The organism is Streptomyces sp. SA15 (assembly GCF_002291145.1).
Taxonomy (GTDB): Bacteria; Actinomycetota; Actinomycetes; order Streptomycetales; family Streptomycetaceae; genus Streptomyces.
In genome coordinates, this window is record NZ_NTGE01000094.1 from 56,997 (window position 1) to 70,168 (window position 13,172).

At 69.5% G+C, this 13,172-nt stretch carries 12 protein-coding genes; 3 read left to right on the forward strand and 9 right to left on the reverse strand.

The genetic code is table 11. From position 1 onward, the window contains the following. Nucleotides 1-21 precede the first annotated feature (21 nt). Nucleotides 22-1,239: an Ig-like domain-containing protein gene (locus tag CLM62_RS18305; RefSeq protein ID WP_095750950.1), complete on the reverse strand. Its 1,218-nt coding sequence runs from the start codon at nucleotides 1,237-1,239 to the stop codon at nucleotides 22-24. Between the two features lie 258 nt (nucleotides 1,240-1,497). Further along, nucleotides 1,498-2,526, reverse strand: coding sequence for a P1 family peptidase (locus CLM62_RS18310; RefSeq protein WP_095750951.1), 1,029 nt, complete (start codon nucleotides 2,524-2,526; stop codon nucleotides 1,498-1,500). A gap of 36 nt (nucleotides 2,527-2,562) precedes the next feature. Between CLM62_RS18310 and CLM62_RS18315 the strand changes: the two genes are divergently transcribed. Continuing rightward, nucleotides 2,563-2,766, forward strand: coding sequence for a hypothetical protein (locus CLM62_RS18315; RefSeq protein WP_095750952.1), 204 nt, complete (start codon nucleotides 2,563-2,565; stop codon nucleotides 2,764-2,766). A gap of 19 nt (nucleotides 2,767-2,785) precedes the next feature. Here CLM62_RS18315 and mscL read toward each other — a convergent pair whose 3' ends face one another. The 6 genes from mscL to CLM62_RS18345 all read right to left on the reverse strand — a co-directional run bounded on the left by mscL (nucleotide 2,786) and on the right by CLM62_RS18345 (nucleotide 8,461). Next, the gene (mscL, locus tag CLM62_RS18320; RefSeq protein WP_095750953.1) at nucleotides 2,786-3,256 is read right to left on the reverse strand and encodes a large conductance mechanosensitive channel protein MscL; all 471 of its coding nucleotides are present in this window, start codon (nucleotides 3,254-3,256) and stop codon (nucleotides 2,786-2,788) included. A gap of 90 nt (nucleotides 3,257-3,346) precedes the next feature. Next, a complete protein-coding gene (locus CLM62_RS18325) occupies nucleotides 3,347-3,931 on the reverse strand; it encodes a hypothetical protein (protein WP_095750997.1) in 585 nt (194 codons plus the stop codon). Between the two features lie 132 nt (nucleotides 3,932-4,063). Beyond that, nucleotides 4,064-4,897 carry an S-methyl-5'-thioadenosine phosphorylase gene (locus tag CLM62_RS18330; protein WP_095750998.1) on the reverse strand — a complete coding sequence of 278 codons (834 nt, stop codon included), beginning with the start codon at nucleotides 4,895-4,897 and terminating at the stop codon, nucleotides 4,064-4,066. 75 nt (nucleotides 4,898-4,972) lie between these two features. Then, the gene (locus CLM62_RS18335) at nucleotides 4,973-5,317 is read right to left on the reverse strand and encodes an FmdB family zinc ribbon protein (RefSeq protein WP_095750954.1); all 345 of its coding nucleotides are present in this window, start codon (nucleotides 5,315-5,317) and stop codon (nucleotides 4,973-4,975) included. A 68-nt stretch (nucleotides 5,318-5,385) separates the two neighbouring features. Beyond that, nucleotides 5,386-6,654 carry an MFS transporter gene (locus CLM62_RS18340; protein ID WP_095750955.1) on the reverse strand — a complete coding sequence of 423 codons (1,269 nt, stop codon included), beginning with the start codon at nucleotides 6,652-6,654 and terminating at the stop codon, nucleotides 5,386-5,388. 271 nt (nucleotides 6,655-6,925) lie between these two features. Beyond that, nucleotides 6,926-8,461, reverse strand: a complete 1,536-nt coding sequence (locus CLM62_RS18345) for a potassium/proton antiporter (protein WP_095750999.1) — start codon at nucleotides 8,459-8,461, stop codon at nucleotides 6,926-6,928. A 241-nt stretch (nucleotides 8,462-8,702) separates the two neighbouring features. Between CLM62_RS18345 and CLM62_RS18350 the strand changes: the two genes are divergently transcribed. Further along, entirely contained in the window at nucleotides 8,703-11,540 is a 2,838-nt protein-coding gene (locus tag CLM62_RS18350) for a penicillin acylase family protein (RefSeq protein ID WP_095750956.1), read from the forward strand. Nucleotides 11,541-11,556: 16 nt separating this feature from the next. On the opposite strand, the gene CLM62_RS18355 is transcribed toward CLM62_RS18350, so the two are convergent. Further along, nucleotides 11,557-12,177 (reverse strand): 5-formyltetrahydrofolate cyclo-ligase, encoded by a 621-nt coding sequence (locus CLM62_RS18355; protein WP_095750957.1) that lies wholly within the window; start codon nucleotides 12,175-12,177, stop codon nucleotides 11,557-11,559. A gap of 92 nt (nucleotides 12,178-12,269) precedes the next feature. On the opposite strand from CLM62_RS18355, the gene galU reads away from it, so the two are divergent. After that, the gene (galU, locus tag CLM62_RS18360; protein ID WP_095750958.1) at nucleotides 12,270-13,172 is read left to right on the forward strand and encodes a UTP--glucose-1-phosphate uridylyltransferase GalU; all 903 of its coding nucleotides are present in this window, start codon (nucleotides 12,270-12,272) and stop codon (nucleotides 13,170-13,172) included.

A 13,172-nucleotide genomic window follows, 5' to 3' on the forward strand; every position in this document is an offset into this window, starting at 1 on the left:
CCTTCCGGCGTGCGGGTGCACTCAGGCGGCGCTTCCCGCGATCCACTCGCTCCACGCCATGTTCCAGCCGTTCAGCCCGTTGTCCGGGGCCACGGTCCTGTCGGGGGAGTTCTTCACGATCACGAGGTCCCCGATGAGCGAGTTGTCGTAGAACCACTTGGCGGGCGTGGCACCCCGCGCACCCTGTACGTCCGCGAGCCCGACACAGCCGTGGCTGGTGCCCTGACGGCCGAAGGGCGGATTGCCCCTGCTGTACCAGTAGTTGCCGTGGATGAAGGTCCCCGACGTGGTCAGACGCATCGCGTGCGGCACGTCCGGGATGTCGTACTCGCCGCCGAAGCCGACCGTCGTGCCGTTCATCCGTGTCTGCGTGAACTTCTCGGAGATCACCATCTGACCGTTGTAGGTCGGGTTCTGGGCGCTGCCCGCCGAGATCGGCACCGTCTTGATCGTCTTGCCGTCCCGCACGACCGTCATGGTCTGCGTGTTCACGTCGACCGTGGAGACCTGGGAGCGCCCGATCGTGAAGCTGACGGTCTTCTTCTGCACCCCGTAGACGCCGTTCGCGCCCTCGACCCCGTCCAGATCGATCTTCATCGTGACCTTGGAGCCTGCCTTCCAGTACTCCTCGGGCCGGAAGTCGAGCCGCTGCGAGCCGAACCAGTGCCCGACCACCTTCTGCCCGCTGCTCGACGTCACCGTGATGTGCGACTGCACGGCCTTCTTGTCGCTGATCACCTTGTCGAAGCTGAACGACACCGGCATCCCGACCCCGACCGTCGTGCCGTTGTCCGGCGTGTACGTCCCGATGAAGCTGTTCGCCGAAGAGACCGTGGTGAAGATGGAGTTGGCGGCCGCGGTACGGCCGTTGGCGTCCTTCGCGGTCGCCGATATCTCGTACTTCGTCCCGCGCTCCAACTGCTCCTTCGGCTTCCAACTGCCGCCATCCGCGGCCATCGACCCCGGTACGGCCGTCCCCGTCCCCGCCACCGTCATCTTCACGTCGGTCAGCCTGCCGTCGCTGACCTTCACGCCGGTGGTGTTGATCGACGCGTCGGTCGAACCGTCCTCGGCCGAGATGGCGATCTTCGCGACCGACGTCTTGACGGACGCCTTCCCGTTCTCGCCCCCGCTCTTGGCGTTGGCACTTCCGCCACAGGCGGTGAGGGTGAGGGCGCCGACCATCAGGGCGGCACAGGCCCCGAGTACGCGCCGCGCTGTTGTGTCCGGCGTTGTCACGGGCTGCTCCAAGTTCGTGTGATGTGCGCGATCCGCTCCGGTGCATGGAGGAACGCTCCAGTGCGTGGAGAAAGAGGGGATCGGCGGTGGGCCGGGTTCCCTCCGTTCGTCATGAACGCCATCACGTGACGGAACCGGGACAATCACCGTGCGAGAGACGGCGTCCGCTCTAGGGGGTGAGGGGGTGAGGGGGTGAGGGGTTAGGGGCCCCTCCTCTCCCCGCCCTCGTCAACGACCCTGTACAACTCCCCGCCCTCGTCAACGACCCCCGTACAACTCCCCGTACGACGGCCACACCCCACCCGGCCCCTCCACCGACTCGGCGGCGTGCACGGCCCGTACGATCGCGCGTGTCACCAGGTCCGCGCCGGCCGCGAGGATCTCGTTCAGCGCGAGTGGGTTGCCGGCGTCCAGCGGGCGTGTCCCTGTCGCCAGCGCGAACACCGTGTCGCCGTCGTGGAGGAGATGCACCGGCCGTACGGCACGCGCGATGCCGTCGTGCGCGGTGCCGGCCATCTTCTGTGCCTGCGCCTTCGACAGGTCAGCGTCGGTGGCTACCACCGCGAGCGTGGTGTTGAGCGGGGGAGGCCCGTTCGTCACCGCGACCTCGGCGAGGCGCCGGCGTGCGGCGTCATGGACATGCGCCTCCGGGTACTCCACGCGCCCCTGGAACAACTCCCCGTACAAGACGCCCGTTTCCGGATCCCGTACCGCTCCCGCCGCGTTGGCCACCACCAGCGCGGCCACCGTGATCCCCGAGTCGAGGACGGTGCTCGCGCTGCCGACCCCGCCCTTCAACTGCCCGACCACCGCGCCCGTACCCGCGCCGACGCACCCTTCCCGCACCGGTGCACCGGGTTCGCTCGCGGCGGCCGCCTCGACCGCGGCCCGGCCGGTTGCCGCGTCCGGTCGGGCCCGGAAGTCGCCGCCCCGCCCCAGATCGAAGACACAGGCGGCCGGCACCACCGGCACGACGTGCGCCGGATCCACCCCCACCCGCACCCCGCGCCCCTGTTCTTCCAGCCAGGCCATCACCCCGGACGCCGCGTCGAGCCCGTACGCGCTGCCGCCGGTCAGCACGATCGCCTCGACCTTCTGCACCAGGTTGCGTGGATCGAGGGCGTCGGTCTCCTTGGTCCCGGGACCGCCGCCCCGCACATCCACGGCGGCGACGGCACCGCCCTCCGGGGCCAGCACGACCGTGGTACCGGTGAGCCAACCGTCGCCGTTACGCGTCGCGTGCCCCACCCGCATACCGGACACGTCCGTCAGAGCGTCAACTGTCATGAGCCCAGTCTGGTACGGCGCCCGTACCCTGGACCCATGACCACCGCCCCCGACCCCACGCCCAGCCCTGAGCCGAACGAGCCGCGTGAGCCGAAGGCCGCGCTGATCTTCGACGATCCCCTGGACCAGCAGTCCTCGGACGACACGGACCGCGGGTGGGGCGAGCGTCCCGGCGCAGGCGCCGACAGCATGGCCGATCTGAAGCGCTTCCTCGACGAGAAGCCGCCCCACCACCTCTGAGTCCGGCGGGCCGCTGCCGCTACCGCTCGTTGTGGCCCGACCCCCGCTGCGCGACCAGCGCGTCCCGGATCTCCTTGAGCACCTCCAGCTCGGTCACCTCCACGACCTCCCGCGCGCCCTCCTTCTCCTTCCTGCGGGCCTCCATCCGGGCCAGGTACTTCGACATGGGCAGGACCATCAGGAAGTAGACGACGGCCGCCGTGATCACGAACGTGAGGGTGGAGCCGAGGACGGAGCCCCACATGATCCGGACGCCGGTCGCGCTGTCGCCCGTACCGGTGCAGGGCTCCTTGATGCACGAGCTGTAATGGTCGAGGTTCTTGGTGCCGATCGCTCCGATGACCGGATTGATGATCCCCTTCACCACCGAGTTGACGATGTTGGTGAAGGCGGCGCCGATCACCACCGCCACTGCCAGATCGACGACGTTCCCGCGCATCAGGAAGGCCTTGAAGCCCTCCCAGACGCTCGGTTCCTTCTTCTCGCTCACCTCGGGGACTCTCCTCGCACGCGCAGGGTGTGGAACGAACAGCTCCGCAACCTACGACAGGCCGAGGTGTCCCCGCCCAACGGGGTGGGGTCAGCACAGCGTCACCGCCAGCCGTGCCGTCGTACTCGCGCCCGCGAGGTGCGCGGCGGTGGAGCGCGGCACCGAGAGCACGACCAGTGCCCCGCCCTCGGTCGCGCCGTGCAGTGGCTCGGGCACCTTCGTCACCCGCGCCCCGCGCGCGACCACGCGGGCGTCACCACCCGTCGCCGACTCCTCGGCGGCGATGACGTCGACCCGGTCGCCGGGCCGCAGCAACCGGACCGTGGCGCCGTCGGCGATCCGCACCGGCGCCGTCACGAGCTGGACGGCACGGCGTTCCCGTACGGGGTCGGCCACGGGGTGCCCGCGCGTCCGTTCCCCTTCCTGCGGCCCCGCCGCCACGAGCGCGACCGCGGCGACGGCGAGACCGGCCGCCAGGGCCCGCCTTCGATGCCGTACGAGCCGCTGCAGCTGATATCGCCCGCCGCGTACCCGCACGGGAGCGAAGTGCGGCACCTCGCAGGTCGGGGGAGCGTCCGTGCCGAGCGGGCGCGGAGGAAGGGGAGAAGAAGAGGGACAGGGAGAGGGATACGAAGGGGGATACGAGGACGGAGACGGAGAGGGAGCGAAGGACACGTGGACCACCACCTGCGGCGAGGGATCGGCTTGCGATTGCCACGATGAGGCTTCGCGCCGATTCCCGCTGGGGCCGGTGGGCTACTGGCGAGTTGTGGACAACTCCCTCACCCGAACGAGAAGTTCCACGAGCTACGGCAGTGCGAACCCCGGATCCATCCCACCAAGCGCGCTCCTGCACAGGCAGTCCCGCTCCTCGGTCGACGGCAGTGCCGCCATCGCGTCGAACAGCACGCCCCGCAGCCGGTCCACGTTCGCCGCGAACACCCGCAGGACCTCGTCGTGGGAGACGCCCTCGCCGGTCTCGGCACCGGCGTCGAGGTCGGTGACCAGGGTCATCGAGGTGTAGCAGAGCTCCAGTTCCCGGGCCAGCGCCGCCTCGGGATGCCCGGTCATGCCCACCACGGACCAGCCCTGCGCCTGGTGCCACAACGATTCGGCACGGGTGGAGAAGCGCGGCCCCTCGACCACGACCAGCGTGCCGCCGTCCACCGGCTCCCAGTCCCGCCCGCGGGCCGCCTTCAGCGCGGCCGCCCGTCCGGTGGGGCAGTAGGGGTCGGCCAGGGACACGTGCACCACGTTCGGCACCGTGCCGTCCGGCAGCGGCAGCCCGTCGAAGTACGTCCCCGCCCTGGACTTCGTACGGTCGACCAGCTGGTCCGGCACGAGCAGCGTGCCCGGACCGTACTCGGGGCGCAGACCGCCCACCGCGCACGGGCCGAGAACCTGGCGCACGCCGACCGAGCGCAGCGCCCACAGATTGGCCCGGTAGTTGATCCGGTGCGGCGGCAGATGGTGGCCGCGTCCGTGCCGGGGCAGGAAGGCGACCCGTCGGCCGGCGACCTCGCCGAGGAAGAGGGAGTCGCTGGGAGGCCCGTAGGGGGTCTCCACCTGGGTCTCGGTCACGTCCTCGAGGAACGAGTAGAAGCCGGAGCCGCCGATTACGCCGATCTCTGCGTTCACCATGCCCAGCACAGTAACCGGAGCCGTCTTCACCTGGCCGCCGGGCCCGGAAAACCCAGTGGAGCGGTGCGATGCCGCCTACGCGGCGGAGCTGCTGCTGGAGGAGGAACCCGTGCTCGACGACTTCGAGTCCGACGACGACGAGGAGGACGAAGAAGACTCAGAGGACGAAGAAGACTCAGAGGACGAAGACGACGAGGACGTCGACGACTTCCCGGTCGACGACGGCGAGCTGCTCGACGAGGAGCCGCGGCTGTCGTTGCGGTAGAAGCCGGAGCCCTTGAAGACAATGCCGACCGCGGAGAACACCTTCTTCAGGCGGCCGGAGCAGCTGGGGCACTCCGTGAGGGCGTCGTCGGTGAACTTCTGCACCGCCTCGAGGCCCTCGCCGCATGCGGTGCACTGGTACTGGTAGGTGGGCACTGTCTTCCTCCTGGCACTCTCACTCAATGAGTGCTAAACGACGGTCCAGTGTGACGTATTCCTGAGGATCAGTCCACTGTCACCGGCACGCGGTGACCGACGCCACGTGCGACGGTGCGGGCGCGGGGCGGTGCCGCGAGCCGCGAGCGCAGTGCCAGCAGTGTCGCCAGGGCGAGCAGCGTGCCGCCCATCGGGACCAGGAATCCGGCGCCGTCCCGGAAGCGGTCCTCCAGCTGCCCGGCGACGGTGACGGCGGCCGCCTGGCCCAGCGCTACCGCGCCGGTCAGCCAGGTGAAGGCCTCGGTGCGGGCGCCGGCCGGTACCAGGCTCTCGACCAGGGTGTAGCCGGTGATCAGGGTGGGCGCGATGCACATGCCGACGAGCAGGCCGAGGCCGGCCAGGAGGAGCACCGAGTGGGCGGCCAGGAGGCCGGAGGCGGTGAGCGCGAGGGCGGTGTAACCGACGACCAGGCGCTGCTGCGGGGCCGCCTTCCAGGCGATGGCTCCGCAGACCAGACCGGAGAGCATGTTGCCCGCGGCGAAGGTGCCGTACAGGACGCCGTTCAGGCCGGGCTCGCCGATCGACTCGGTGAACGCGGCCAGCGAGACCTGCATGCCGCCGAAGACGGAACCGATGCCGAGGAAGGCCACGATCAGGACCCGCACCCCAGGGACGCGAAGAGCGGAAGCGCGCTCCACGCGCGCGTGCTCGCCCGTCCCGCCGGTGACCGAGGGCTGGGTATTCTTCTGCGCGGCGAACAGCAGACCGCCCAGCAGCGTCAGCGACGCCTCCGTGACCAGTCCCGCGGCCGGGTCCACCGCCGTGCACAGGGCGGTGGCCAGCAGCGGGCCGACCACGAAGGTCAGCTCGTCCGTGACGGACTCGAAGGCCGCCGCTGTGGGCAGCAGGGGCGAGTCCTGGAGCTTCGCGGCCCAACGGGCGCGCACCATGGGTCCGATCTGCGGTATCGAGGCCCCTGTGGGGACGGCCGCCGCGAGCAGGGCCCACAGGGGTGCGTCCGCCAGTGCGAGCGCCGTCAGCGTCAGAACGGACAGCGTGTGCACGAGCACGCCCGGAATCAGCACGGTCCGCTGCCCGTGACGGTCGGCGAGCCGCCCGCTGTAGGGAGCGAACAGCGCCATGGAGACGCCGGTGACGGCCGCGACGGCGCCCGCCGCGCCGTACGAGCCGGTGGTGTGCTGCAGGAGCAGCACGATGGAGACGGTGAGCATCGCGAACGGCTGACGTGCCGCGAAGCCGGGGAGCAGGAACGTCCAGGCGCCGCGGGTGCGCAGCAGCTGCCCGTATCCGGGGCGGGAGGTGACCGTGGATGCCACGGCCCGTGCCTTTCTGCCGCCTGGTAGCGCGTCCCTTGGGGGCTCGGGCGCCGAGAGCTGTCCTCTTGCGCGGACTGCGGTAGATACCGGCGCCCACTAGGGGGTGTCCCGGCCGCCATACGGTCGCGCCAGCACTGCGTCAGGCAGAGTTGGTTCGATCGGAATGCGCATTCACCATACAGGGGTCACCGCCTGATGTGCCTGTGAAAGGGAGCACCACAGGTCCACCCACCTGCGATTGCGGGGCGTGTGAACCGTACGAAACGTGCCCTTAACGACCTGCGTCGTCGCCGTTCGTCCCCAGCCATCCGGCCAGCTTGCCGCCGTGCCCCACGGCGCGCAGCCGCCGCTCCGCCGCGTCCCGTACGGGATCCGTGGCGACCACGAGCAGTTCGTCCCCGCGTCGCAGCACTGTCGTCGGCAGCGGAACGAACGACTCGCCCTCGCGTACGACCAGGGTGACGGCGGCCCCGGCCGGCAGCCGCAGTTCGTTGATCTCGACGCCGTGCATCTTCGACCCCTCAGGGATCGCGACGGACAGCAGGTGCCCGCCCAGCCGTTCCAGGGGCGCCGACTCGATGCCGAGGTCGGCGGCCTCCGTACCGTCGCCCAGGCGCAGCTTTCGGCCGAGCCACGGCAGGGTCGGCCCCTGGACCAGGGTGTAGACGACGACCAGCACGAAGACGATGTTGAAGATCCGGCGGCTGGCCTCGACGCCCTCCACCATCGGGATGGTCGCCAGGATGATGGGCACGGCGCCGCGCAGCCCCGCCCAGGACATCAGTGTCTGCTCCTGCCACGGCACCCGGAACGGCGTCAGGCACAGCACGACGCTCAGCGGGCGCGCCACCATCGTCAGCACCAGCCCGATGACGAGCGCGGGCACGATGTCGTCGCCCAGCTCGCTGGGGGTGACCAGCAGGCCGAGCAGCACGAACATGCCGATCTGGGCGATCCAGCCGACTCCGTCGGCGAATCCGCGGGTGGCGGGCCAGTGCGGCAGCTTGGCGTTGCCCATCACCATGGAGGCGAGGTAGACGGCGAGGAAGCCGCTGCCGTGCGCCAGCGCGCCCGCCGCGTAGGCGGTGACGGCGATGGCCATGACGGCGATCGGGTAGAGGCCGGAGGCGGGCAGCGCGACGTGCCTGAGCCCCCAGGAGCCCAGCCAGCCCACCGCGAGGCCGATGGCGGCACCTATGGCCAGCTCCAGGGCTATCTCGCCGAGCAGCACGTACCAGTGCTCGATCGGGCCGGCCGTGGAGAAGGAGACCACCAGGATGACCACGGGGGCGTCGTTGAAGCCGGACTCGGCCTCCAGGGTGCCCGTCACGCGCCCAGGGAGGGGGATCTTGCGCAGGACGGAAAAGACCGCTGCCGCGTCCGTGGAGGAGACCACCGCCCCGATGATGAGCGCCTGACGCCACTCCAGCCCGATCAGGTAGTGCGCGGCCGTCGCCGTCACCCCGACGCTCACCGCGACCCCGGCCAGCGCCAGCGCCGTGGCGGCCGGCAGGGCGGGTTTGATCTCCTTCCACTTCGTGCCCAGACCGCCCTCGGTCAGGATCACGACCAGGGCCGCGTATCCGATGACCTGGGTCAGTTCGGCGTTGTCGAAGTGGATGTCGCCGATGCCGTCCTGGCCCATGGCGACGCCGATCCCCAGGTAGACGAGCAGGCTGGGGAGCCCGCTGCGCGAGGAGATCCGGACCGCTGCCACGGCGACGAGCAGGACGATCGAGCAGACGAGCAGGAGCTGGTTGAGGTCGTGGACAGTCAGCGGCCGTTCCCTTCCCTGGCCGACGCGCATCACGCGCGCGTGGCTCACGTACATAGGACACGAAGTCGTGATGCTCCGCACCCAAGTACTTCGTTACCTTACCTAACTCTTGACGATTTCTTGACGCTTGCCAGGGCATGATCGAACGTCCGTCCGCGCTGGTTCCCCACTCCGCGTCAAGTGGGCACAGGCCCTGCGCCTATGGTTGCTCCAGCGCTCAGTCAAAAGCACAGCCCCGCCTGCCGCTCGCGTTAGGACAGCAAGGACAGCGATGCCCCCCAACACCACCGCCTCTTCGGGTCAGAAGCCCGGCAAGTCCGGCAGGAAGAAGGGGCGCAAAGCCCGTTTGCTCCTCCTGGTCCTGGTGCTGGCCCTCGTCGGAGGCGTCGCCTACGGGGGGTACTGGTCCGTCAGCACCGTCCGGGCCTCCTTCCCGCAGACCAAGGGTTCGCTCACGCTGGAGGGCCTGTCGGGCCCCGTCGACGTCAAGCGCGACGGCCACGGCATCCCGCAGATCTACGCCTCCTCCGACCAGGACCTGTTCATGGCGCAGGGCTACGTCCAGGCGCAGGACCGGTTCTACGAGATGGACGTGCGCCGCCACATGACCTCCGGGCGCCTGTCGGAGATGTTCGGCAAGAGCCAGGTCGACAACGACGAGTTCCTGCGCACCCTGGGCTGGGACCGGGTCGCGAAGGAGGAGTACGACACCAAGCTGTCGGCCTCCACGAAGAAGTACCTCCAGGCCTACGCCAAGGGGGTCAACGCCTACCTCCAGGGCAAGGACGGCGAGGAGATCTCCCTGGAGTACGCGGCCCTGGGCTTCAGCAACGACTACAAGCCCGAGAAGTGGACCCCGGTCGACTCGATCTCGTGGCTGAAGGCGATGGCCTGGGACCTGCGCGGCAACATGCAGGACGAGATCGACCGCGCCCTGATGACCAGCCGCCTCGGCCCCAAGCAGATCGCCGACCTGTACCCGGAGTACCCCTACAGCCGGAACCAGACGATCGTCCAGCAGGGCCAGTACGACGAGCTCACCGGGACGTTCGAGGGAAGCGGCGGCTCGTCCACGAGCGGCTCCTCCACGAGCGGCTCCTCCACGAGCGGCTCGTCCACCGGCGGCTCCTCCACGAGCGGGACGGGCACGGGTACGCAATCGTCCTCGACGCCGGCCGGATCGGCCCTCCAGAGCCAGCTGACGGGCCTCCAGGGCGTCCTGGACAAACTCCCCACGGCCGTCGGCGTGAACGGCAACGGCATCGGCTCGAACGCCTGGGTCGTGCGCGGGAAGTACACGATCACCGGCGAGCCGCTGCTGGCCAACGACCCGCACCTGTCGCCCTCGCTGCCGTCCGTCTGGTACCAGATGGGCCTGCACTGCCGCACCGTCTCCAGCAAGTGCCAGTACGACGTCAGCGGCTACACCTTCGCGGGCATGCCCGGCGTGGTCATCGGCCACAACCAGAACATCGCCTGGGGCATGACCAACTCCGGCGTCGACGTCACCGACCTCTACCTGGAGAAGCTCTCCGGCGACGGCTACCTGTACGACGGCAAGGTCAAGGCCTTCAACCGGCGCGAGGAGACCATCAAGGTCGCCGGCGGCGCGTCCAAGAAGATCGTCGTCCGGGAGACCGAGGACGGGATGCCCCTGCTGTCCGACCGCGACGACGAACTCGTGAAGGTCGGCAGGAAGGCCACCGTCGACGCAGCGGCCCCCGACCGCGGCGACGGCTACGGCATCGCGCTGCGCTGGACCGCGCTGGACGCGGGCACCTCCATGGACGCCGTCTTCGCGATGAACAAGGCGGCCGACTGGAACGACTTCCGCGAGGCCGCGACCCTGTTCGACGTGCCCTCGCAGAACCTGGTCTACGCCGACACCAAGGACAACATCGGCTACACGCTGCCCGGAAAGATCCCCACGCGCGCGAAGGGCGACGACGGCTCCGTCCCGGCCCCGGGCTGGGACTCCAAGTACGAGTGGACCGGGTACGTCCCGCAGGACGCGCTGCCCTACGAGTACAACCCGAAGCGCGGCTACATCGTCACCGCCAACCAGGCCGTGATCGCCCCCGACAAGTACCACCCCGACAAGGACAACCCCGACTACACGCTCACCACGGACTGGGGCTACGGCACGCGCAGCCAGCGGATCACCGACCTGATCGAGCAGAAGATCAAGGACGGCGGCAAGATCTCCACCGACGACATGCGCCAGATGCAGACGGACAACAGCAGCGAGATCGCCAAGCTGCTCGTGCCCAAGCTGCTGAAGATCGACCTCGCCGACCCCGACGTCCGTGCGGCGCAGGAGCTCCTCGAGGGCTGGGACTACACCCAGGACGCCGACTCGGCGGCGGCCGCCTACTTCAACGCGGTCTGGCGCAACATCCTCAAGCTGGCCTTCGGCAACAAGCTGCCCAAGGAGCTGCGGGTCAAGGACCAGTGCCTGTGGGTCGACCCGGTCAACACCACCGGGCCCGTGGACGAGGCCGGCAAGGTGCTCGAGTGCGGCCAGCGCGACCCCGACCAGGCACAGCCCGACGGCGGCGACCGCTGGTTCGAGGTGGTCCGCAACCTGGTCGACGACGAGAACAGCGACTGGTGGACGACGCCCGACCTGCGCAATCGCATCGGCGCCGACCACAACCGCGACAAGCTGTTCGAGCGCGCCATGGTCGACGCCCGCTGGGAGCTGACCGCCAAGCTGGGCAAGGACATCGACACCTGGAGCTGGGGCCGGCTGCACCGCCTGTTCCTGAAGAACCAGACCATGGGCACCGACGGCCCCGGCTTCCTGCAGTACGCGCTCAACCGCGGCCCGTGGAAGCTCAGCGGCGGCGAGGCGACGGTCAACGCCACCGGCTGGAACGCCGCCGGCGGCTACGACGTCGTCTGGGTGCCGTCGATGCGGATGGTGGTCAACCTCGGCGACCTCGACAAGTCGAAGTGGATCAACCTCACCGGTGCCTCCGGGCACGCCTACAGCGCCCACTACGTCGACCAGACGAGCAAATGGGCCAAGGGCGAGCTGCTGGACTGGTCCTTCTCCGACCAGGCGGTCGAGGACAGCACGAGCGACACGCTGGTGCTGAAGCCGTAAGGCACCGCGGCACGGTTCAGGAGTGGCGGAAACGGCGTACGGCCGACGGTGTCACCACCGCGTGCACCGTCCGGTCGTGCGCCTCGGCCGGCAGGCGCTCGACGACCTCGGAGTCGTACAGCAGCATCACCAGCGCGGGGTGCGCGTGCGATTGCTCCAAACGGGTGAGCACGCGGTCGTACGACCCCCCGCCGCGCCCCAGTCGGATGCCGCGCGCGTCGACCGCCAGGCCGGGCAGCAGCACGACGTCGACCGTGGTCACGGCGTCCCGGCCGAGGCGCTCGCCGACGGGCTCGAAGAGGGCCATCTTTCCGCGGTGTTGCACGCGCGCGAGGGAGCCCTCGCCGGTGTAGGCGGCCCAGTCCAGGTCGTTGTCCGGCAGGAGCGCCGGGAGCAGGACACGCGCGCCCCGCTCGCGCAGCGCGTCCAGCAGCGTGAGCGTGCCCGGTTCGGTGCCCACCGAGACGTACGCCGCCACCGTGCGCGCCTCTGCCACCTCGGGCAGCTCCAGCGCACGCTCGGCCAGTGCGGTCGCGGCTTCCCGCACGTCATCGGCCGTCAACCTGTTCCTCACCGCGAGGAGCTCTCGCCGCAACGTGCGCTTGTCAGGCTCGGCCAGACGTCCGAAGTGACTCAAAGGTTGTCCCGTACCCTTCCAATGCACTCATATGAGAGCCAATTAACCGGAGCGACAGATTCCTTGCAAACGCACCGGATAAGGTTGCGGGCATGACTCAGTCGCACCCTCGGATCAGCAAGGCTGTCATTCCCGCAGCAGGTCTCGGCACCCGGTTCCTGCCGGCCACCAAGGCCACTCCCAAGGAGATGCTGCCGGTCGTCGACAAGCCGGCGATCCAGTACGTGGTCGAGGAGGCCGTGTCCGCCGGTCTCGACGACGTCCTCATGATCACGGGCCGCAACAAGCGCCCCCTGGAGGACCACTTCGACCGCAACTACGAGCTGGAATCCGCCCTGCAGAAGAAGGGCGACGCCAGCCGGCTCGCGAAGGTGCAGGAGTCCAGCGACCTCGCGACCATGCACTACGTCCGCCAGGGCGACCCCAAGGGCCTCGGCCACGCCGTGCTGTGCGCCGCCCCGCACGTCGGCCACGAGCCCTTCGCCGTCCTCCTCGGCGACGACCTGATCGACGCCCGCGACCCCCTGCTCCAGCGGATGATCGAGGTCCAGGAGCAGCACGGGGGCAGCGTCATCGCGCTCATGGAGGTCGCTCCCGAGCAGATCCACCTCTACGGCTGTGCCGTCGTCGAGGAGACCGAGGACAGCGACGTCGTCAGGGTGAGCGGCCTGGTCGAGAAGCCCTCCGCGGCGGACGCCCCGTCGAACTACGCGATCATCGGCCGCTACGTCCTCGACCCGCACATCTTCGACATACTGCGCAAGACCGAGCCCGGCCGCGGCGGCGAGATCCAGCTCACCGACGCCCTCCAGCAGCTCGCCACGAACGAAAAGATCGGCGGCCCGGTGCACGGCGTCGTCTTCAAGGGCCGCCGCTATGACACCGGCGACCGCGGCGACTACCTGCGTGCCATTGTCAGACTCGCGTGCGAACGTGAAGACCTGGGCCCGGACTTCCGGACCTGGCTTCGCAGTTACGTAGCCGAGGAGATGTAA